At 71.3% G+C, this 21,440-nt stretch carries 17 protein-coding genes; 12 read left to right on the top strand and 5 right to left on the bottom strand.

Going from position 1 to position 21,440, the window contains the following annotated elements:
- Nucleotides 1–114 precede the first annotated feature (114 nt).
- Both ACIGJO_RS18700 and ACIGJO_RS18695 read left to right on the top strand, forming a co-directional pair.
- Nucleotides 115–2,340: an ATP-dependent RecD-like DNA helicase gene (locus tag ACIGJO_RS18700; RefSeq protein WP_399959255.1), complete on the top strand. Its 2,226-nt coding sequence runs from the start codon at nt 115–117 to the stop codon at nt 2,338–2,340.
- A 214-nt stretch (nt 2,341–2,554) separates the two neighbouring features.
- Nucleotides 2,555–3,853 carry a citrate synthase gene (locus ACIGJO_RS18695; RefSeq protein ID WP_399959253.1) on the top strand — a complete coding sequence of 433 codons (1,299 nt, stop codon included), beginning with the start codon at nt 2,555–2,557 and terminating at the stop codon, nt 3,851–3,853.
- Nucleotides 3,854–4,480: 627 nt separating this feature from the next.
- Here ACIGJO_RS18695 and ACIGJO_RS18690 read toward each other — a convergent pair.
- A complete protein-coding gene (locus ACIGJO_RS18690) occupies nt 4,481–6,904 on the bottom strand; it encodes a heavy metal translocating P-type ATPase (RefSeq protein ID WP_399959251.1) in 2,424 nt (807 codons plus the stop codon).
- Nucleotides 6,905–7,018: 114 nt separating this feature from the next.
- Nucleotides 7,019–7,327 carry a heavy-metal-associated domain-containing protein gene (locus tag ACIGJO_RS18685; RefSeq protein WP_399959249.1) on the bottom strand — a complete coding sequence of 103 codons (309 nt, stop codon included), beginning with the start codon at nt 7,325–7,327 and terminating at the stop codon, nt 7,019–7,021.
- Between the two features lie 554 nt (nt 7,328–7,881).
- Between ACIGJO_RS18685 and ACIGJO_RS18680 the strand changes: the two genes are divergently transcribed.
- The gene (locus ACIGJO_RS18680; RefSeq protein WP_399959731.1) at nt 7,882–8,631 is read left to right on the top strand and encodes a class I SAM-dependent methyltransferase; all 750 of its coding nucleotides are present in this window, start codon (nt 7,882–7,884) and stop codon (nt 8,629–8,631) included.
- Between the two features lie 65 nt (nt 8,632–8,696).
- Here the strand turns inward: ACIGJO_RS18680 and ACIGJO_RS18675 are convergent, their stop codons facing one another.
- Nucleotides 8,697–8,888 (bottom strand): helix-turn-helix transcriptional regulator, encoded by a 192-nt coding sequence (locus ACIGJO_RS18675; protein ID WP_399959247.1) that lies wholly within the window; start codon nt 8,886–8,888, stop codon nt 8,697–8,699.
- A 163-nt stretch (nt 8,889–9,051) separates the two neighbouring features.
- Between ACIGJO_RS18675 and ACIGJO_RS18670 the strand changes: the two genes are divergently transcribed.
- Nucleotides 9,052–9,312 (top strand): hypothetical protein, encoded by a 261-nt coding sequence (locus ACIGJO_RS18670; RefSeq protein ID WP_399959245.1) that lies wholly within the window; start codon nt 9,052–9,054, stop codon nt 9,310–9,312.
- Here the strand turns inward: ACIGJO_RS18670 and ACIGJO_RS18665 are convergent.
- Nucleotides 9,273–10,199 (bottom strand): sugar phosphate isomerase/epimerase family protein, encoded by a 927-nt coding sequence (locus tag ACIGJO_RS18665; RefSeq protein WP_399959242.1) that lies wholly within the window; start codon nt 10,197–10,199, stop codon nt 9,273–9,275. The genes ACIGJO_RS18670 and ACIGJO_RS18665 overlap by 40 nt on opposite strands.
- Before the next feature lie 186 nt (nt 10,200–10,385).
- Between ACIGJO_RS18665 and iolC the strand changes: the two genes are divergently transcribed.
- The 5 genes from iolC to mmsA are packed head-to-tail and all read left to right on the top strand — an operon-like array spanning nt 10,386 to nt 16,736.
- A complete protein-coding gene (gene iolC / locus ACIGJO_RS18660; RefSeq protein ID WP_399959240.1) occupies nt 10,386–11,453 on the top strand; it encodes a 5-dehydro-2-deoxygluconokinase in 1,068 nt (355 codons plus the stop codon).
- The gene (locus ACIGJO_RS18655; RefSeq protein ID WP_399959238.1) at nt 11,450–12,358 is read left to right on the top strand and encodes a deoxyribose-phosphate aldolase; all 909 of its coding nucleotides are present in this window, start codon (nt 11,450–11,452) and stop codon (nt 12,356–12,358) included. Before iolC ends, ACIGJO_RS18655 begins: the two co-directional genes overlap by 4 nt.
- A 28-nt stretch (nt 12,359–12,386) precedes the next feature.
- Nucleotides 12,387–13,310, top strand: a complete 924-nt coding sequence (gene iolB / locus ACIGJO_RS18650) for a 5-deoxy-glucuronate isomerase (RefSeq protein ID WP_399959236.1) — start codon at nt 12,387–12,389, stop codon at nt 13,308–13,310.
- Nucleotides 13,307–15,214: a 3D-(3,5/4)-trihydroxycyclohexane-1,2-dione acylhydrolase (decyclizing) gene (gene iolD / locus ACIGJO_RS18645; protein ID WP_399959234.1), complete on the top strand. Its 1,908-nt coding sequence runs from the start codon at nt 13,307–13,309 to the stop codon at nt 15,212–15,214. The genes iolB and iolD overlap by 4 nt, the downstream gene beginning before the upstream one ends.
- A gap of 19 nt (nt 15,215–15,233) precedes the next feature.
- On the top strand, nt 15,234–16,736 hold the full coding sequence (mmsA, locus tag ACIGJO_RS18640) for a CoA-acylating methylmalonate-semialdehyde dehydrogenase (RefSeq protein ID WP_399959232.1): 1,503 nt from the start codon (nt 15,234–15,236) through the stop codon (nt 16,734–16,736).
- Nucleotides 16,737–16,844: 108 nt separating this feature from the next.
- Here the strand turns inward: mmsA and ACIGJO_RS18635 are convergent, their stop codons facing one another.
- Nucleotides 16,845–17,129 carry a hypothetical protein gene (locus ACIGJO_RS18635; RefSeq protein WP_399959230.1) on the bottom strand — a complete coding sequence of 95 codons (285 nt, stop codon included), beginning with the start codon at nt 17,127–17,129 and terminating at the stop codon, nt 16,845–16,847.
- Between ACIGJO_RS18635 and ACIGJO_RS18630 the strand changes: the two genes are divergently transcribed.
- The 3 genes from ACIGJO_RS18630 to ACIGJO_RS18620 all read left to right on the top strand — a co-directional run bounded on the left by ACIGJO_RS18630 (nt 17,107) and on the right by ACIGJO_RS18620 (nt 21,410).
- Entirely contained in the window at nt 17,107–17,946 is an 840-nt protein-coding gene (locus tag ACIGJO_RS18630) for a phytanoyl-CoA dioxygenase family protein (protein ID WP_399959228.1), read from the top strand. The genes ACIGJO_RS18635 and ACIGJO_RS18630 overlap by 23 nt on opposite strands.
- Nucleotides 17,947–18,172: 226 nt before the next feature.
- Nucleotides 18,173–20,023: an NAD-dependent epimerase/dehydratase family protein gene (locus ACIGJO_RS18625; protein ID WP_399959226.1), complete on the top strand. Its 1,851-nt coding sequence runs from the start codon at nt 18,173–18,175 to the stop codon at nt 20,021–20,023.
- Nucleotides 20,016–21,410 carry an MFS transporter gene (locus tag ACIGJO_RS18620; RefSeq protein ID WP_399959224.1) on the top strand — a complete coding sequence of 465 codons (1,395 nt, stop codon included), beginning with the start codon at nt 20,016–20,018 and terminating at the stop codon, nt 21,408–21,410. The genes ACIGJO_RS18625 and ACIGJO_RS18620 overlap by 8 nt, the downstream gene beginning before the upstream one ends.
- Nucleotides 21,411–21,440: the final 30 nt, after the last annotated feature.

Genomic DNA, 21,440 nt, shown 5'->3' with positions numbered 1-21,440 from the left:
GATCTGCCCGCTCATCCTGGCATGTACTTTCCATGAAGGAAAGTACTTTCCAGCCCAAGGAGGCGGACCGGGCCGGACCGACCGCTTGTCAGCGGGACCCGGTAGCGTCGGCGCATGTCCAACATGGCCGTCCTCGAAGGGGTCCTGGAGAGGATCACGTACGCCAATGAGGAGAACGGGTACACCGTCGCCCGGGTCGACACCGGGCGCGGTGCCAACGATCTCCTCACGGTGGTCGGCGCGCTGCTCGGCGCGCAGGTGGGTGAGTCGCTGCGGATGGAGGGCCGTTGGGGGTCGCACTCCCAGTACGGCAAGCAGTTCACCGTCGAGAACTACACGACGGTGCTGCCCGCCACCATCCAGGGCATCCGCCGCTACCTCGGCTCCGGTCTGATCAAGGGCATCGGCCCCGTCATGGCCGACCGGATCACCACGCACTTCGGCGTCGACACCCTCGACATCATCGAGCAGGAACCCAAGCGCCTCGTCGAGGTCCCCGGACTCGGTCCGAAGCGGACGAAGATGATCGCCGCCGCGTGGGAGGAGCAGAAGGCGATCAAGGAGGTGATGGTCTTCCTCCAGGGCGTCGGCGTCTCCACCTCCATCGCCGTCCGTATCTACAAGAAGTACGAGGACGCCTCCATCTCCGTCGTGAAGAACCAGCCCTACCGGCTGGCCGCCGATGTCTGGGGCATCGGCTTCCTCACCGCCGACCGGATCGCGCAGGCGGTCGGCATTCCGCACGACAGCCCGGAGCGGGTCAAGGCGGGACTCCAGTACGCCCTGTCCCAGTCGTCCGACCAGGGGCACTGCTTTCTCCCCGAGGAGCGGCTGATCGCGGACGGGGTCAAGCTCCTCCAGGTCGACACCGGCCTGGTCATCGAGTGCCTGGCCGATCTGGCCGCCGACCCCGAGGGCGTCGTACGGGAGAAGGTGCCGTCCTCCGATGGCGGGGAGCCGGTCACGGCCGTGTATCTGGTGCCGTTCCACCGTGCCGAGATCTCGCTCGCCGCCCAGGTCCGGCGGCTGCTGCAGACCCCGGAGGACCGGATGCCGGCCTTCCAGGACGTGGCCTGGGACAAGGCGCTGGCCTGGCTCGCCACCCGTACCGGCGCGACGCTGGCGCCCGAGCAGGAGGAGGCGGTCCGGCTGGCGCTCAGCCGGAAGGTCGCCGTCCTGACCGGCGGGCCCGGCTGCGGAAAGTCGTTCACGGTCCGCTCCATCGTCGAACTGGCCCGCGCCAAGCGCGCGAAGGTGGTGCTGGCCGCACCCACCGGGCGGGCCGCCAAGCGGCTGTCCGAGCTGACCGGCGCCGAGGCGTCCACCGTGCACCGGCTGCTGGAGCTGAAACCCGGCGGGGACGCGGCGTACGACCGGGACCGTCCACTGGACGCCGACCTCGTCGTCGTGGACGAGGCGTCGATGCTCGATCTGCTCCTCGCCAACAAGCTCGTGAAGGCGGTGGCACCCGGTGCCCACCTCCTGCTCGTGGGCGATGTCGACCAACTCCCCTCCGTGGGCGCGGGCGAGGTGCTGCGCGACCTGCTCGCGGACGGCGGCCCGGTCCCGGCCGTCCGGCTGACCCGGATCTTCCGCCAGGCCCAGCAGTCCGGAGTCGTCACCAACGCCCACCGGATCAACGCCGGACAGCCGCCCCTGACCGAGGGCATGAGCGACTTCTTCCTCTTCGTGGAGGACGAGACGGAGGACGCGGGCGTGCTCGCCGTGGATGTCGCGGCGCGTCGCATCCCGGCGAAGTTCGGCCTGGACCCCCGCCGTGACGTGCAGGTTCTCGCCCCGATGCACCGGGGGCCGGCCGGGGCGGGCCATCTCAACGGCCTGCTCCAGCAGGCCATCACCCCCGGCCGCCCCGACCTGCCCGAGAAGCGGTTCGGCGGCCGGGTCTTCCGCGTCGGCGACAAGGTCACGCAGATCCGCAACAACTACGACAAGGGCGAGAACGGCGTCTTCAACGGCACGGTCGGCGTCGTCGTCTCCCTCGATGTGGACGAACAGAAGCTGACCGTCCGCACCGACGAGGACGAGGAGATCGGCTACGACTTCGATGAGCTGGACGAGCTGTCCCACGCGTACGCCATGACCATCCATCGTTCCCAGGGCAGCGAGTATCCGGCCGTCGTCGTACCCGTCACGACCAGCGCCTGGATGATGCTCCAGCGGAACCTGCTGTACACAGCGGTGACACGGGCCAAGAAGCTCGTCGTACTGGTCGGATCGCGCAAGGCGATCGGCCAGGCGGTACGCACGGTTTCCGCAGGCAGACGCTGTACGGCGCTGGATTTCCGGCTCAGGGGCGGTAGCAACGGAGACTTCGTGTGAGCCTCGTACAAAAATGATCGATCAAATCGGTGGGAAACATCACGGAGGTCTTCCGGAACCGCAGTCAAGGGGGCAGGATGAGTAAGTTGGCGGCACTCAGTGCCGCCAGTAGGTCCAATGGACGACCCCGAGTGCACTCTCCTGAGCCAAATGGGGGAGGGTGGAGACAGTCAGGGCACCTCGAAGAAGAGGCACTACGTCGGTGAGGGATGACGTGAGCGAGCACACCAACAACGCTGTAGTACTGCGGTACGGCGATGACGAGTACACCTACCCGGTGATCGACAGCACCGTCGGCGACAAGGGCTTCGACATCGGGAAGCTCCGGGCCAATACCGGCCTGGTGACGCTGGACAGCGGATACGGCAACACTGCCGCCTATAAATCCGCCATCACGTACCTCGACGGCGAGCAGGGCATTCTGCGCTACCGCGGATACCCGATCGAGCAGCTCGCCGAGCGCTCGACGTTCCTCGAGGTCGCGTACACGCTGATCAACGGTGAGCTTCCCAAGGTCGACGAGCTGTCGACCTTCAAGAACGAGATCACCCAGCACACGCTGCTGCACGAGGACGTCAAGCGGTTCTTCGACGGCTTCCCGCGCGACGCCCACCCGATGGCCATGCTGTCCTCGGTCGTCAGCGCGCTGTCCACCTTCTACCAGGACAGCCACAACCCGTTCGACGAGGAGCAGCGCCACCTCTCGACGATCCGGCTGCTGGCCAAGCTCCCGACGATCGCGGCGTACGCCTACAAGAAGTCGATCGGTCACCCCTTCGTCTACCCGCGCAACGACCTCGGGTACGTCGAGAACTTCCTGCGCATGACCTTCTCGGTCCCCGCCCAGGAGTACGAGCCGGACCCGGTCGTCGTCTCGGCGCTCGACAAGCTGCTCATCCTGCACGCGGACCACGAGCAGAACTGTTCGACCTCCACCGTGCGTCTGGTCGGCTCCTCGCAGGCGAACATGTTCGCCTCCATCTCCGCCGGTATCTCGGCGCTGTGGGGCCCCCTGCACGGTGGCGCCAACCAGTCGGTGCTGGAGATGCTGGAAGGCATCCAGGCCAACGGCGGCGACGTCGACTCCTTCATCAACAAGGTGAAGAACAAGGAGGACGGCGTCCGCCTGATGGGCTTCGGCCACCGGGTGTACAAGTCCTTCGACCCGCGCGCCACGATCATCAAGGCCGCGGCCCACGATGTGCTGTCCTCGCTCGGCAAGTCCGACGAGCTGCTCGACATCGCGCTCAAGCTGGAGGAGCACGCGCTCTCCGACGAGTACTTCGTCTCGCGGAACCTCTACCCCAACGTGGACTTCTACACGGGTCTGATCTACCGGGCCATGGGCTTCCCGAGCGAGATGTTCACCGTGCTCTTCGCGCTCGGCCGGCTTCCGGGCTGGATCGCCCAGTGGCACGAGATGATCAAGGAGCCGGGATCCCGCATCGGCCGCCCGCGCCAGATCTACACCGGCGAGGTCCTGCGCGACTTCGTCCCGGTCGAGGGCCGCTGAAGCCGGACCGGCTTCGCCGGGCCGCGTGCGCACCCCGCGCGCGGGCCGCTTCCCACGGCTCTGCGCACGACGTGACGTCGTGCGGGTAACTCCGCCATACCCGGCCTCTTCGGCCGACTGCCTTCGCCCCGCGTACCGCGCCTCGCACAGAGCGCGGTGTCCGGGGCGATTCGGCGTTTCGGGGGCCTTGGCTCCGTCCGCGCGGTGGAGCGCACCGTCCCGGCGCATCGGTGGCCGCGCGGCCCCGGCAGACGGGGTGAGTGGTGCGGGTGGTGCGGATTCATGGATGGTGCGAGAAACGCCCCGCCGTCGATCCCCCCACGGGTCGACGAACGGGGCGCTTCCCATATCCCGGAGCGGATTCCCCCCACGGGATCCGGCCGGGCGTCTGCAGGGAGCCGAGGCTCCCGTTGTTCTGTTGTGCCGCGGTCTGCCGGGGAACGTACGCACGGGAGGGCCGCTCAAAGCTCCCCGGTGCACGCGCCCCGGCCAACGCTTGCCATGGAGCGTCCCCCAAGACACTCCATCGGACGTCCCCCAAGACATCCTTGGCATCGCACTCTTAGACTCGCGAACCCACCGGATGGTTACCCTGTAAACGGTGTGATCTAGGTCTCTTTGTGGAAGTTACGTGAAGGAGCGCAACCTCAGGCTGTTGGTGACGACGAGCACGGACGAAAACGCCATGGCGGCTCCCGCGATCATAGGGTTGAGCAGGCCAAATGCAGCCAAAGGCAACGCAGCAACGTTGTACCCGAAGGCCCAGAAGAGGTTGCCCTTGATGGTGGTCAGCGTACGCCTGGAGAGACGGATTGCATCACCAGTCACCTTAAGATCTCCACGAACCAAGGTGAGATCGCCGGCTTCGATCGCGGCGTCGGTGCCGGTTCCCATGGCGAGGCCCAGGTCGGCCTGGGCCAGTGCGGCCGCGTCGTTGACGCCGTCGCCGACCATGGCGACCGAACGGCCTTCGGCCTGGAGGCGCTTGACGACGTCGACCTTGTCCTCCGGCATGACCTCCGCGTACACCTCGTCGATGCCGACCTCGGCCGCGACGGCTTCCGCGACGGCCCGGTTGTCGCCGGTCAGCAGGACGGGCCTGAGTCCCAGTGCGCGCAGCTCGGCGACAGCGGCCGCGCTGCTGTCCTTGACCGCGTCGGCGATGGACAGCACGCCCCGGGCTTCCCCGTCCCAGGCGACGGCGACGGCGCTGCGGCCCTGACGCCCGGCGCCCGCCAGCGCGGCGGACAGGCCCTGCGGAAAGGCGATCCCGGCTTCGGTGAGGAGCGCCGGGCGGCCGACGAGGACGGAACGGCCCTCGACGGTGCCGCGTACCCCGAGTCCGGGGACGTTGGTGAAGTCCTCGGGGGTGGGGAGGGTGCCGACTTCGGTCATGGCGCCGGTGGCGACGGCTTGGGCGATGGGGTGTTCGGAGGCGTGTTCGAGGGCTCCGGCGATGCGGAGGACGTCGTGCCGGTCGGTGCCGTCGGTGGTGTGGATGTCGAGGAGGGTCATTTTGCCGGTGGTGACGGTGCCGGTCTTGTCGAGGACGATGGTGTCGACGCGGCGGGTGGTTTCGAGGACTTCGGGGCCCTTGATGAGGATGCCGAGCTGGGCGCCGCGTCCGGTGCCGACCATGAGGGCGGTCGGGGTGGCGAGCCCGAGGGCGCAGGGGCAGGCGATGATCAGTACGGCGACGGCGGCCGTGAACGCGGCGGTCACGTCGTCCGTGATCAGCAGCCAGGCGACCAGCGTGCCCAGGGCGATCAGCAGCACCACGGGGACGAACACGGCGGAGATCCGGTCCGCCAGGCGCTGCACGTCCGCCTTGCCGTTCTGGGCGTCCTCGGCGAGCCTGGCCATCCGGGCGAGCTGGGTGTCGGCGCCGACCCGGGCCGCCTCGACGACGAGACGGCCCGAGGTGTTCACGGTGGCCCCGGTGACCGGGTCGCCGGCCTCGATGTCCACGGGGACGGACTCGCCGGTGAGCATGGAGGTATCGACGGCCGAGGTGCCCTCGACGACGGTGCCGTCGGTGGCGATCTTCTCGCCGGGACGGACCACGAAACGGTCCCCGACGGCGAGCGCGGCGACCGGGACGCGTACCTCCCCGCCGTTCCTGAGCACCGCGACGTCCTTGGCGCCCAGGTGCATCAGCGCCCGCAGCGCCGCACCGGCCTTCCGCTTGGACCGCGCCTCCAGGTACCGGCCCAGCAGGATGAAGGTGACGACCCCGGCCGCGACCTCCAGATAGATCGCCGAGGACGCGGCGGCGGAGCCCATGGCGCGCGAGACGGTGAAGTCGAAGCCGTGCCGCATGCCCGGCATGCCGGCCTGTCCGAAGAACAGTGCCCACAGCGACCAGCCGAACGCGGCGAGTGTGCCGATGGAGACCAGGGTGTCCATCGTGGCCGCACCGTGCCGCAGATTGGTCCAGGTGGCGCGGTGGAACGGGAGGCCGCCCCAGACGACGACGGGGGCGGCGAGGGTGAGGGAGAGCCACTGCCAGTTGTCGAACTGGAGGGCGGGGATCATGGCGAGCAGGATGACGGGGAGGGCGAGGGCGGCGGAGACGACGAGGCGCCGGCGGAGCGAGGCGAGGGCGGCATCCTGCGCGGCCTCGGCCGCGTCGGCCTCAAGGGCCGGGTCGGTCCCGTCCGTCTCGCCCGGTGCCTTTGCCGATGCCGATGCCGATGCCGATGCCGATGCCGATGCCGGTGCTGGTGTCGATGCCGATGCCTGTGCCGGTGTCGATGCCTTCGTCTCCGCTTCCGTCGCCGGGGCCGGCTTCGTCCCCCCGGAGGCCGCTGTCGGGCGGGCCGTGTAGCCGGTCTTCTCGACCGTGGCGATCAGGTCCGCCAGGGCGGTTTCCCCGCCGAAGGTGACCCGCGCCTTCTCGGTCGCGTAGTTCACCGTGGCGGTGACGCCGTCCATCCGGTTGAGCTTCTTCTCGACGCGGGCCGCACAGGACGCGCAGGTCATGCCGCCGATGGTGAGCTCGGCCTCGGAGGTTTCCGGGGCCGGGGCCTCGGGGGCGGTGGTGGTGGCCATGTCCGAACTCCTGGGTGACGCAGGTCGGGCCGTACCCCTCCAGTATGTGCTGGTGGGTCCGGCCCGACGGCAAAGCGGTGGTGCGGGTGGTGCGGGTGCTGCGGGGGTGCTGTCTCAGGCGGCCGGGCCGACGAGCTCGTAGCCCGCCTCGTCCACGGCGGCGCGCACGGCGTCCTCGGCCAGCGGGGCCTGCGAGACGACGGTGACCCGGCCGGTGGAGGCGACGGCCTTGACCGAGGTGACACCCTCGATACCGGAGATCTCCTCGGAGATGGCGCCTTCGCAGTGGCCGCAGGTCATGCCCTTCACCTCGTACACGGCGGTGACGGCGCCGACCTGCACATCGGCCGCACCGTCGTGGCAGGAACCGGACGGCGAGCAGCAGGAACCGGTGGCCTGGGGGGTCTCGGTCTCGGCGGTCATGACGTTCTCCTCTTCGGTAAACACATGTGGGACGCACGCGGAACGTGGCATGAGGGGCTGCCGGTGGGTCCGGGGTGCCTCATGCACGTCATACTATACCCCTAGGGGGTATGAATGCGAGCCTCTCCCGCCCCGGCCGGCGGTCGCGCGCCGATGGCCGCCCCGGAAGTCCGTCACTTCAGGCCCCACCTCGCAATCCACCTCGCACCCCACTCCGGGCCCCGCTCCCGGCGCCCTCGCTCCCAGGCCCGGCTCCCGGACCCCGCCCCCGGGCACCCCGCCCCACTCCGGGCCGCGGGCCCGCCCCGCCCCGCCCCGGACCCGCCCCGGACCCGCCCCGAAACCTGCCTCGGCGGTCGCGGGAATGCCCCCTGGAACCCCTTCGGGCGGCGCGCTGCCGACCGGGTTCGCCCGGCAGGAGGGGTGGGGCCCCATGCGCGCCGGCGGTCCCCCAGCCGCCCGCCGGTGCCTTTCCCTGACCCTCGCGCACACCCTCTGAGCTGGGCTTTTGTGTACCCCGGGCATACAATTCCCTTATGGAAAAGGGGACTTCGGTGGACCGGAACATACGCACGGTGGACGACGTACTGCGGCTCATGGACGGCCTGTTCGCGCCGGAGGCCGACCGGTGGACGGCCGACGCGTCCTCCTGGTGGGACGGCTTCTACGCGGACCGTTCCAAGGCGGTGCCCTTCTTCGTGTCGAAGCCCGACGAGAACCTCGTCTCGTACGCCGACCGGGGCCTGATCCCGCCGGGCCGCGCGCTCGACCTGGGCTGCGGTCCGGGGCGCAACGCACTCCGGCTCGCCGCCCTGGGCTTCGAGGTGGACGCCGTGGATCTGTCCCCGGCGGCCATCGCCTGGGCCGGGGAGCGGGCGCTCGAAGCGGGGGTGGGGGCCGGGGGCGGCATCCGGTTCCACTGCGGCGACGCGTTCGGTGACGTGGCGGCCGCACTGACCGGGCCGTACGACCTGATCTACGACTCCGGCTGCTTCCACCACCTGCCGCCGCACCGCCGCATCAGCTACCTCGCCCTGCTCGACCGGGCCCTCGCCCCCGGCGGCCGGTTCGCCCTCACCTGCTTCGCGGCCGGTGCGATGGGCTCCGAACTCTCCGACGCGGACCTCTACCGGCAGGCCCGGCTCCACGGGGGCATCGCCTACACGCCGGAGTCGTTGCGCCGGATCTTCTCGGACCTGGAGGAGGTCGAACTGCGCCGGATGCGCGACGAGCCGTCCGGGTCCCCGCTCTTCGGCGAGGCCTTTCTCTGGACGGCCCTGTTCCGCCGGGCCGGCCGGAGCTAGTGGCGATACGGCGCGGCAGCGCGGCGGAGGGCGGCGGGAGGGCGGCCGGCGTGCGGCCGGGTGCGTCAGCGGCTCCGGTTGCGGGGGCGGGCGGCGACCCAGGCGTGGACGGTGTCGCCGTACCAGTGGGGTTTGCCGTTCCGCACGTGGTCGGGCGGGGGAAGGAGGCCGTGTTTGCGGTACGAGCGAACGGTGTCCGGCTGGACCTCGATGTGCGCGGCAATGTCCTTGTAGGACCAGAGTGTTCTGTCCGTCATCGGTGACGCCTCTCTGCACTTCACTGCACTTCACTGCACTTCTCTTCGCGTTCTTGCGCGCTCAGCCTGTGCTCCGGTGGGCGTTCCCGGGCGGCAGGCGGGGTGGGGCTGTTGAGTGACTGTGACGAAACACCCGTGAAGTGGTGACATATGTGACGAAGAGGTGACTCCGAAATCCAAGGGCGGCTGTCCGCCGTCCGCCGTCCGCCGGCGACGGCACCTTCACCGTGGCGGAGGCCGTACTGCTGTCGTCGGAGAGGGGCTCACCCGCGAACTCGTCCGTGAGGTGTACGAGGCCGAGTGCGAGACCTACCGGAATCCGGTGACGGGCCGGCTCGCCATCGCCTGCCTCGACGCGTACAACCGGCCGCTGGACGGCAGGTCTCAGAGCGGCTGCGAGGGTGTGCCGCAGGTGCGGAGGTAGTCGCGGGTGCGGCGCGCGATCGGGAACGGCCGGTCGGGCGGGCACGGATACATGTCCTGCTCGACGATCGCGAACAGCTCGGCGTCCAGGCCGCGGGCGGCCTCCAGGACCGGCCCCAGCGCGGGCACCCCGCCCGGCGGTTCGCACATCACCCCGCGTGCCACGGCCGGGCCGAACGGCACCTCGTCCGCCACGACGCCGGCCAGGATCTCCGGGTCGACCTGCTTGAGGTGGAGGTAGCCGATCCGCTCCCCGTAGGTCTCGATGAGCTTGACGCTGTCCCCGCCGCAGTACGCGTAGTGCCCCGTGTCCAGGCAGAGCGAGACCAGGCCGGGGTCGGTGGCGTCGAGGAAGCGGTTCACGTTCTCCTCGCCGTCGATATGGGTGTCCGCGTGCGGGTGCACGACGATCCGCAGGCCGTAGCGGTCGCGCACCTCGCGGCCCAGCCGTTCGGTCTGGGCGGTGAGGTCGCGCCACTGCGCGGCGGTGAGCGTGCGGTCCTCCAGCACCTCACCCGTTCTGTCGTCGCGCCAGAAGGAGGGGATGACCACCAGATGCTCCGCGCCCATGGCCCGGGTGAGCGCCGCGATGTCCGCGACGTGCGCCCAGGTCCGGTCCCAGACGTCCGGTCCGTGGTGCAATCCGGTGAAGACGGTGCCGGCCGAGACCGACAGCCCGCGGCTGCGGGTCTCGTCCGCGAGCCGGACCGGATCGGTCGGCAGATAGCCGTACGGTCCGAGCTCGATCCACTCGTAGCCGGCCTCGGACACCTCGTCGAGGAAGCGGTGCCAGGGCACCTGTGCCGGATCGTCGGGGAACCACACTCCCCAGGAATCGGGTGCCGAGCCGATACGGATGCGGGCCGGAGACGGTGCGGAGGGGGCCATATCGCCCACCTTCCGGTCCCCGTGAAGAGGTGTCAAGACTTCGTCCGAATGTCCGGACAAAATGTTGACAGGGCTCCGGGGGAGGGCTAGACCTGGGACCCTGCCGTCCGGTCGCGGCCGGGGCGTCGGCGGCGGGAGGGCGCGGGCACGGTCGGAGCGGGGTCGCAGCGGGCCGAAGGGATGCGTATGCCTGAGCCGTACGACGTGATCACGATGGGGCGGATCGGGGTGGACATCTACCCGTTGCGCAGCGGTGTACCGCTCGCCCGGGTCGACACCTTCGGAAAGTTCCTCGGCGGCTCCCCGTCCAATGTCGCGGTGGCGGGCGCGCGCCTGGGCCGCCGGACGGCCGTGATCACCCGTACCGGACGGGACGCCTTCGGTGAGTATCTCCACCACCAGCTGCGCGAGTTCGGGGTCGACGACCGGTGGGTGAGCGATGTCGAGGAGTACCCGACCCCGGTGACGTTCTGCGAGATCTTCCCGCCGGACCACTTCCCGCTCTACTTCTACCGGCAGCCCAAGGCGCCCGATCTGGAGATCCGGCTGCCGGAACTCGATCTGGCGGCGGTGCGTGCCGCCCGGATCTTCTGGATGACGGGCACCGGCCTCAGCGCCGAACCGAGCCGCACCTCGACGCTCGCCGCGCTGCGCGCCCGCGACCCGGGGACGGGTGACCAGGGGACGGGCGGCGCGGGTACGGCCCGTCCGGCCCCCGGCTCCGGGTTCCGCACGGCCACGGTCTTCGACCTGGACTGGCGCCCCATGTTCTGGGACGACGGCGACCACGGCACCGTCGCACCCGCCCGCTACCGCGAGGCCCTCGCCCATGCCACCGTCGCCGTCGGCAACCTCGACGAGTGCGAGGTCGCGACGGGGGAGCGCGAGCCGTACGCGGCGGCCCGCGCCCTGCTCGCGGCCGGGGTGGAGCTCGCCGTCGTCAAGCAGGGCCCCGAGGGGGTCCTCGCCGCGCACCGCGACGGGACCACCGTCCAGGTTCCGCCCCTGCCCGTGCGGGTGGTCAACGGCCTCGGTGCCGGGGACGCGTTCGGCGGGGCGCTGTGCCACGGGCTGCTCGCCGGGTGGGAGACCGAACGGATCATGCGGTACGCGAACGCCGCCGGGGCCATCGTCGCCTCCCGCCTCGCCTGCTCGTCCGCGATGCCGTACCCGTACGAAGTGGAACAGGCCCTGGCCGACGGCGCTGTCACGTCGGGCGGCGGCGCGGCACCGGAGACCGGAGCGACCCCATGACGCCGCCGCCCCTCACTCCCACACCCCCCGCCGCCTCCGTCTCCGATCTGGTGCGGCTGCGGGCGCACCGCCCCGAGGCGGTGGCCGAGGCCGCCGCCCGGCGGCAGCGCCGCCCCCTCATCCGTACCGGCGGGCGGCTGATGATCATCGCGGCGGACCATCCGGCGCGCGGCGCGCTCGCCGTCGGTGACCGCGCACTCGCCATGGCCAACCGGTCCGAGCTGCTCGAACGGCTCTGCCTCGCGCTCTCCCGGCCCGGGGTCGACGGCGTCCTCGCCTCCGCCGACATCCTCGACGACCTGCTGCTGCTCGGCGCCCTGGAGGACCGGGTCGTCATCGGCTCCATGAACCGGGGCGGGCTGGCGGGCGCGGCCTTCGAACTGGACGACCGCTTCACCGGCCACCGTCCGGCCGACCTGGCCCGCCTCGGGTTCGACGCGGGCAAGCTGCTGCTCCGTATCGACCACGACGACCCCGGTTCCCTCGAAACGCTGCACACCGCCGCCCGCACCATCGACGCGATGGCCGCGCTCCGGCTGCCCGTCTTCGTCGAACCGTTCCTCTGCCGCCGCGCCGGCGGCCGGCTGCGCACCGACCTCGGCGCCGCCGCCGTCACCACCTCGATCGCCATCGCCTCCGGGCTCGCGGGCACCTCCGCCTACACCTGGCTCAAGGTCCCGGTCACCGAGGACCCCGGCGACATGGCCCGGGTGATGGAGACCTCCACGCTGCCCGCCGTCCTGCTCGGCGGCGATGTCGGCGACGACCTCGACGCCACGTACGGGAAGTGGCGTACGGCGCTGCGGCTGCCGACCGTCCAGGGGCTGGTCGTGGGGCGTTCGCTGCTCTACCCGGCCGACGGGGACGTGGCAGGGGCCGTCGACACCGCCGTGTCGCTGCTGTAGACGGCTGCCGAAGGGTAGGGAACCGGGCATGACGACGACGCACCACGACAGCGAGCGCGGCCGGGACGGCGACCGGCAGCGCGTACGGTTCCACGACCGCCATGTCCGGGCCGGCGGCGCGGCGCGCGGCCCCTATGCCCTCGATATCGATCCCGACGGCGCGGGCTGGGGCTGGTCGAGCCTGCGGGTGCTGGAGCTGGCGCCCGGGGGTGTTCATACGCTTGTCACCGGGGAGAGTGAATGGATCGTGCTGCCGTTGACTGGCGGCTGTACGGTGCACACAGCAGGTGACATCTTTGAACTGCTGGGCCGGGAAAGTGTGTTCAGCGGTGTGACCGATTTCGCGTATCTACCGCGTGACGCCCACGCACAGATCGCCTCCGGCGCGGGAGGCCGCTTCGCCCTGGCAGGAGCGAAGTGCGAGCGACGACTCCCCGCTCGCTACGGCCCCGCGCCGGAGGTACCCGTCGAACTGCGCGGCAGCGGCAACTGCTCGCGCCAGGTCAACAACTTCGCCGCGGCCGACGCCTTCGCGTGCGACCGGCTCATCGCCGTCGAGGTCCTCACCCCCGGCGGCAACTGGTCCTCGTACCCGCCGCACAAGCACGACGAGTACCGGCCGGGCGTGGAGTCGCAGCTGGAGGAGATCTACTACTTCGAGGTGGAGGGCGACGGGCTCGGCTACCACCGGGTCTCCCCCTCCCGCGAGGGCGGTACGGATGTCCTGGCCGAGGTCCGGTGCGGGGACGCGGTCCTCATCCCCGACGGCTGGCACGGCCCGTCCATCGCTCCGCCCGGCCGCACCCTGTACTACCTGAACGTGATGGCGGGGCCGGGGCAGCGCGAGTGGCTGATCCGGGACCACCCCGACCACGGCTGGATCCGCGACACCTGGCCGGATCAGCCGGTGGACCCCCGACTCCCTCTCCACGGCCCGAAGGACGCCCGGTGACGAACCCGAGCGGGCGTACCCCGCCCCGCACCCGCAGGCTGACCACGGCTCAGGCCCTGGTCGCGTTCCTCGCCCGCCAGTACACCGAGCGCGACGGGCGGCGCCGACGGCTGATCGACGCCACCTGGGGCATCTTCGGCCATGGCAATGTCGCCGGGATCGGGCAGGCACTCCTGGAGTCCGGCTCCCGGATGCCCTATCTCCAGGGGCGCAACGAGCAGGCCATGGTGCATGCCGCCGTCGGCTACGCCCGCCAGTCCGGGCGGCTCTCCGCGCACGCCGTCACCACGTCCATCGGTCCCGGCGCCACCAACCTCGTCACCGGCGCCGCGCTCGCCACCGTCAACCACCTCCCCGTCCTCCTGCTGCCCGGCGACACCTTCGCGGCCCGGCCCGCCGACCCCGTACTCCAGCAGCTCGAAATCCCGCACGCGGGCGATGTGTCGGTCAACGACTGTCTGCGCCCGGTCTCGCGCTACTTCGACCGGATCACCCGCCCCGAGGCCCTGATCCCGGCCGCGCTCCAGGCGATGCGCACCCTCACCGACCCGGCCACGGCCGGTGCGGTCACCCTGGCGCTGCCGCAGGACGTGCAGGCCCAGGCGTACGACTGGCCGGAGGAGTTCTTCGCGGAACGGGACTGGCACGTGCGCAGGCCCGCCCCCGACGCGTACGAACTGGAACAGGCGGTACGGGCGGTGCGCTCCGCCCGCCGCCCCCTGATCGTCGCGGGCGGCGGTGTCCGCCACAGCGCCGCCGAGGAGACCCTCGCCGCCTTCGCCGCGTCCACCCGGATCCCCGTCGCCTCCACCCAGGCCGGCAAGGGGTCCCTGCGCCACGACCACCCGGCCGACGTCGGCGGCATCGGCCACACCGGCACCGCCACCGCCGACGACCTGGCCCGCACCGCGGACCTGGTGATCGGGATCGGCACGCGCTACACCGACTTCACGACCGCTTCCGGCACACTCTTCGCCGACCCCGCCGTCCGCTTCCTCAACCTGAACATCACGGGCTTCGACGCCCACAAGATGGCCGCGCTCCCGCTCGTCGCCGACGCCCGCACCGCCCTCGAAGCGCTCGGCGCGGCCCTCGCCGGGCGGGGCTACCGGGTCGATCCGGCGTACGAGAGCGAGTACACCGACGCCGAGGAGCGCTGGGAGCACCGGGTCGACGCCGCCCTCGCCGCCCCCGACCCCGCGGCACGCCCCACCCAGGCCCAGGTCCTCGGCCTGCTCGACGCCCTGGTCACCGAGGACGACATCATCATCAACGCGGCCGGCTCGCTCCCCGGCGACCTGCACAAGCTCTGGCGGGCCCGCTCCCGCGACCAGTACCACGTCGAGTACGGCTACTCCTGCATGGGCTACGAGATCCCGGCCGCGATCGGCGTCCTGCTCGCCGCGCCGGACCGCCCGGTCTGGGCGCTCGTCGGCGACGGCACGTATCTGATGAACCCCACCGAAATCGTCACTGCCGTCCAGCTGGACCTGCCCATCAGGCTGGTCATCCTCCAGAACCACGGGTACGCCTCCATCGGCGGTCTCTCGCAGTCCGTCGGCGGTGAGCGTTTCGGCACGGACTACCGCCGCCGGGACGGCGCGGGCGGCTTCACGGGCGAGACGCTGCCCGTCGATCTCGCGGCCAACGCGGCCTCCCTCGGCATGCGGGTGCTGCGCGCCCGCACCGTGCACGACCTGCGCGAAGCGCTCGCGGAGGCCCGTGCCGCGGACCGTCCCACTTGTGTCTACGTCGAGACCGAAACGCCCGACACAGTGTCGGGCCCTCCTCCGGCACAGGCGTGGTGGGATGTTCCGGTAGCCGAGACCGCGACCCGCTCGTCGGCGGTCGAGGCCCGCGAGGAGTACGACCGCCATGTCGCAGCCCGACGCCGCCACCTCTGACAGCTTGAAGGAGTACGCAATGACGAAGACCGTCGACCACTGGATCGGTGGCAAGACCGTCGAGGGCACGTCGGGCAACTACGGCCCCGTGACGGACCCGGCCACCGGTGCCGTCACCACCCGGGTCGCGCTCGCCTCGGCCGAGGAGGTGGACGCCGCGGTCGCCGCAGCGAAGGCCGCGTACGCGACCTGGGGCACGTCCTCGCTCTCCACCCGCACCGCGATCCTGTTCCGCTACCGCGCGCTGCTGGACGCCCACCGCGACGACATCGCCGCGCTGATCACCGCCGAGCACGGCAAGGTGCACTCCGACGCGCTGGGCGAGGTCGCCCGCGGCCTGGAGATCGTCGAGCTGGCCTGCGGCATCACCACCCAGCTCAAGGGCGAGCTGTCCACCCAGGTCTCCAGCCGGGTCGACGTCTCCTCGATCCGCCAGTCGCTCGGTGTCGTCGCGGGCATCACGCCGTTCAACTTCCCGGCCATGGTGCCGATGTGGATGTTCCCGCTGGCGATCGCGTGCGGCAACACGTTCGTCCTGAAGCCGAGCGAGAAGGACCCCTCGGCCGCCAACCTGCTGGCCGAGCTGGCCGCCGAGGCGGGGCTGCCCGACGGTGTCCTGAACGTCCTGCACGGCGACAAGGTCGCGGTCGACGGACTGCTGGCCCACCCGGACGTGGCCGCGGTCTCCTTCGTCGGCTCCACCCCGATCGCCCGCTACATCCACGCCACCGCCTCCGCCAACGGAAAGCGCGTCCAGGCGCTCGGCGGTGCGAAGAACCACATGCTCGTCCTGCCGGACGCCGACCTGGACGCCGCGGCCGACGCGGCGGTCTCGGCCGCGTACGGCTCCGCGGGTGAACGCTGCATGGCGATCTCGGCGGTCGTCGCGGTCGGCGCGGTCGGCGACGAGCTGGTCGCCAAGATCCGTGAGCGCGCCGAGAAGATCAAGATCGGTCCCGGCAACGACCCCACGTCCGAGATGGGCCCCCTGATCACCGCCGCGCACCGGGACAAGGTCGCCTCCTACGTCACGGGCGCAGCCGCCCAGGGCGCCGATGTGGTGCTGGACGGCACCGGCCACACGGTGGAGGGCTTCGAGGACGGCCACTGGATCGGCCTCTCGCTCCTGGACAACGTCTCCACCGACTCCGACGCGTACCGGGACGAGATCTTCGGCCCGGTCCTGTGCGTGCTGCGCGTGGACTCGTACGACGAGGGCGTGGCCCTGATGAACGCCTCGCCGTTCGGCAACGGCACGGCGATCTTCACCCGCGACGGCGGTGCGGCCCGCCGCTTCCAGCTGGAGATCGAGGCCGGCATGGTCGGCGTCAATGTGCCGATCCCGGTTCCGGTGGGGTACCACTCCTTCGGCGGCTGGAAGGACTCGCTCTTCGGCGACCACCACATCTACGGCAACGACGGCGTGCACTTCTACACCCGGGGCAAGGTGGTCACCACCCGCTGGCCCGACCCGGCGGACGCCCCCTCGGGCGTGGACCTGGGATTCCCCCGCAACCACTGAGCCCCGGCGACCCCGCTGTCCGGCCGAGCCCCTGCCCGCACCCGCGGGTGGGGGCCCGGTCGTTCGCGGGTCCGGGCGCGGCCCGTCCGCCCGTGCCCGGACGCCCGCTCAGGCTCCGGTGCCCGGCCCGTCGTCGGGGAACCACGCGACCATCTCGCGGTAGACCTCCGGGACGTGGTCCCCCGAGGTGAGCCAGTCCGTCTCGCCCCGACGCCATTCGTACGCGCGATGGCGCTCCCCGAGCACCTCGACGAGTTCGGCGGCCAGCCGGGAGGCCTCGTGAAGGTCCTGGTCGGGGCTCTGTGAACTCGCGGCGACGATCACACCGCGGACCTCGGCCGAGTGGCCGTAGCGGAACGCCCCGCTCCCCATGAGGTGCGGGTCGGTGTGCACGGCCGATCCGTTGTTGTGGCCGAGCCGCCGGTGGGCGGCGGCCTTGGCGGCCGCCTTCGGCAGGAACGCCGCCGCCCGTTCCCCGACCGTGAGCGCGGCCAGGACGGACTTTCTTTCGGACGAGGAGCTCCCGCTCTATCGCGAAGTGTACGACCGCCTTCTGAACGGAGACATCGCGACGGGGGACAAGCGATCGGACCTCGGTTCGCACGTTCCCCGGAAAGCGGGAGTCCGAGAGAACATCACGCAGATCATGTGGCCGTCGGCGCTCCACCCGCCGCTGCGGGATCTGCCGCTGCACGACCGGGCCCTGTCCGTCGCCCGTGAACTCATAGGCGACGACGCCGAACTCGACTTCGACATGATGATCCACAAGGGCCCGAACTCGGGCGTCCCCACCCCGTGGCACCAGGACGCCGCGTACTGGGTCGACATGCCCGACCGCCGGGCCGTCTCGATCTGGGTGGCGCTGGACGACGCGCACCTCGACAACGGGTGCATGTGGTACGTCCAGGGCTCCCACCAGCAGCCGCTGAGGCCCCACCGGCCCACCAGCGACGGCAAGAACATCGAGTGCGACTGTTCGGAGGACGAGCCGGGCGCCACCGCGGTGCCGCTGCGGGCCGGGGAAGGCGCGGCACATTCCGGTTCCACGCTGCACTCGTCACGCGGCAACACCACCGACACCACCCGACGCGCGTACATCCTGAACTACCGGCCCGCCGCCATGATCCAGCTCGAACGGGAACAAGGCGCAGATCACGGGCTGAAGGAGAACGTGCGTCAGGTACGCAACTCGGACGCGTCCGAAGACTGACGCATTCGACCGCCCGGGCCGCGCCCCGTATCCCCGGGGAATCCGTAAAAGGATTCCGGATACCCGGATGCACGGAGTCGGCCACCGGCTCGACCGCACGGCGTTGTGCTGCCTGCCGGAAAACCACGGACACCTTTTCTCCTTGCCGGGCCGGCGCACACACCGGACCGGAATCCAAACGACCGGAAGGCAAGCGGTGAACGCTGTCTCTCTGACCGGCGCAGTCATGACGCACCCCAGGCGGATCGACGCGGCACAGCACATCGCGGCCAAGGATCCGCAGGGCCGGATCCAGGTCATCACCGACCCCGATCCATCCGGCCCGCCCACCGCACTGCGCACCGCGAATCCCTCGTGGAGCTGTGTAGGTGGCGAGGCCACCCACCATGTCGTTTTCCAGGACGACATCCTCATGGCCGACAACTTCTTTGCGTACGTGGAAGAGGTCGCCGCCGCTGTTCCCGGTGAAGCCGTCGCCTTCTACGAGGGCTGGGAAGGCCGTAACAGCGGCGTCGTCAGGCTGGGCGCGCTCAGCGGAGCGTCCTGGGCCTACGCCATCGACGAACACGTCCCCTCGCTCGCGCTGATGCTCCCGGCCGAAGCCGCCCGCGGATACGCGCGGTTCGCCGCGGAGCACGGGGACGGCTGGCCCTACGACGTCGTCATCCAGCGCTACCTCAAGTCGCTCGGCATCCCCGTGCGGATCGGGGTTCCCAGCACTGTGGACCACGACGACGTACCCAGCCTCGCCGGGAACAGCACCCACGGCTGGCGGCGGGCCACCTTCTTCAGCGAGCGGACACCCCGGGCCGCCACCGGAGACTGCGCCACCTTCACCGTGGTGCCCTTCTACCAGTACGGAGAGTCCAAGTGCGCGGTGCGCCACGGAGCGCACTGGGAGTACCTGGAGACCCACCGCTATCTGCTGCGCGAAGGCCTCCTCGCACGCAGTGAAGCGGACCTCGCCGCCGCGGACACCCAGGACCTGCCCGACCGCGTCCGCCGCCAGGTGTGGCTGACCGCCTTCGCGACCGGCGCCGTCTTCGACGGCCTGAGCGCACAGGACCCGGACCCCGACGTGGCCGACGCCGTGATGAACTCCCTCGGGCCGGGCGGCCTGTGCGAGGAGTACACGGGCGCCGAACTCCTGGACATGATCACCCCGATCCGTCGGCTGGCCCTGGACGCCTTCGCCTCCGGGCGGGCGGCCCACCGCGCCGTCCCGGCGGCACCCCGCGCCGGGCAGCCGGACGGGACCGCGGAGGTCGTGGTCACCGGCGGCGACCGGGAGTTCGCCGGGCAGCTGGCCCGCCTGCTGTGCGACGAGGGGGTGCACGCGGCCCACGCGGAGCGCCTCGACGCGCGACCGTACCCGAACCTGACCACCGTGGTGGCTCTGGGCGGACCGGGCGACACCGCCCACCCGTTGACGGATCTGCTCGCCGACGCCGAGAAGCTCGGTGTCCGGCGGCTGGTCCACATCGGCTCGGCGGCCGTCTACCGCGGTGAGCCGGGCGCGAGCCACGCGGAACACGTGCCGCTCGGCGGGCCGCTCGACGCGTCGGCCCTCGCCCCGCGCCAGGAGGAGCAGGCCTGCCGGAGCTGGGGTGCCGAGACCGGCGCCGCCGTCCAGGTCCTGCGCGCCGCCGAACTCGTGGGCCCGCACGCACCCCTGGACGGTGTACTGGCGAGCTGGATGCTGGACGCCTGGACCCGCAGGCCGATGCTTCTGACCGAGGGGCGCCGCCACCAGATCCTCGACCACCGGGACCTGGCCGGCGCACTCGCCGCCGTCCTGGCGCGCCCCGCGTCGGAGGCCGTCTACAACGTGGCCTCGGCACAGTTCGACGAGGCGGAGTTCGCCGAACTCGCGGCGCTCACCGCACGCCGCACCGCATGGGAGCAGGGCCCCGCGCGGGAGCCGCACTCGCCCGTCATGGACACCGGGCTGATCACGGCGGAGACCGGGTGGCGTCCCACCGCCGCGGTGCACGACGGCGCCCGGGCCCTGGCCCAGTGGCTGGCCTGCGACACGCACGACACGCCCAGGCCACGACGACGAGGTCCCGTTGACTGACGAACAGCACACGCTCGACACCCGGGACGCCGAGGCCGGGATCTTCTCCCGGCCGTACGCGGCGGCCACCACCACCTTCGCCGTGGTGATGTTCCTGACCGGGTTCGCCGCCCTCGCGGTGGTGCCCACCCTGCCGACGGCGGTGCAGGACCTGGACGGGGTCTCCCTGTTCCCGGTCGTGGCGGGCTGCTTCGTGGCGGCCAGCCTGCTCGGCGGTGTCCTCGGCGGACACTGGGCCGACCGGTCGGGCGCCCGGCGCCCGCTGGCCCTCGGCATCGTCCTGTCCGTCGTGACCCTGCTGGTGTCCGCCTCCAGCGTGTCCGTGTGGCAGCTGGCCGCCGGCCGGTTCCTGGACGGTCTGGCCGCGGGCATGGTCGCGGTCTCCGTGACCACCGCGATCGGCCAGTCCTACCCGGAGTCGCTGCGGCCCAGGATGCTCGCGCTGATGAGCGCCAGCTGGGTCATCCCGTCGCTGGTCGGCCCGCCGCTGGCCGGTGTCGTCGCCGACTGGTGGTCCTGGCGGGCCGTCTTCTACGGCCTGGCCGTCCTGACCGCCCTGCCCGCCGTCGCCCTGATGGCCGTCCTGCGCAGACCGGCGGACGGCACCGCCGGGCCGGCCGACCTGCCGCCGGAGGAGGAACGGGCGGCCCGCCCCCCGCTCCTGGTCGCGGCGCTCCTCAGCCTCGGCGCGGCCCTGGGACAGTACGGGGTGTCGGGCTGGAGCGTGCGGCACCTCCTGTTCGTCGCCGCGGGCCTCGCGCTCCTGGTCGTCTTCGCCCCGAAGCTGCTGCCGAAGGGCACCTGGCGCGGTGCGCGCGGTCTGCCCACCACGGTGCTGCTGCGCGGTCTGACCTCGGGGTCCTACTTCACCATCGAGGCGCTGGTGCCGCTCATGCTCATCACCGAGCGCGACGTGGCGCCGGTGACGGTCGGTGTGGCGTTCACCGTCTCGGCGGTGCTGTGGGCGGGCGCCCCCTGGGTGCAGGGCAAGCTGCTCCAGGACGTCGCCAGACACCGGCTGGTCGTCGTCGGCGCCCTGATCATGGCCGCCTCCGTCGCGCTCGCGGTCGCGGGCTGCTTCGGCCCCCCGGCCACGGCTCTGGCGGCGATGCCCCTGGCGGCCGTCGGCATGGGCCTGCTCGATCCGTGTGTCACCGTGCTGTCGCTCGGGCACAGCGCCCCGCACCGGCAGGGCCACACCACCAGCGCCATGCAGACGAACATGAACCTCGGCCAGGTCGTCGTGCTGGCCATGGCCTCCGGCGTACTCAACGCCTGTATCTCCTCCGGCGCGACGGCACTCGACGGCTATGCCGTCGCTTTCGCCCTCCTGCTCGCGCCACCGCTCCTGGTGGCCGCCCTGGCAGTCCGCGCCCGCGCGGTGTGAACACCGCTGTCCCGCTCTTCCCGCACGCTG

The organism is Streptomyces sp. NPDC079020 (genome assembly GCF_044542225.1).
GTDB lineage: Bacteria > Actinomycetota > Actinomycetes > Streptomycetales > Streptomycetaceae > Streptomyces.
This window is presented reverse-complemented; position numbering and strand designations above follow the sequence as displayed.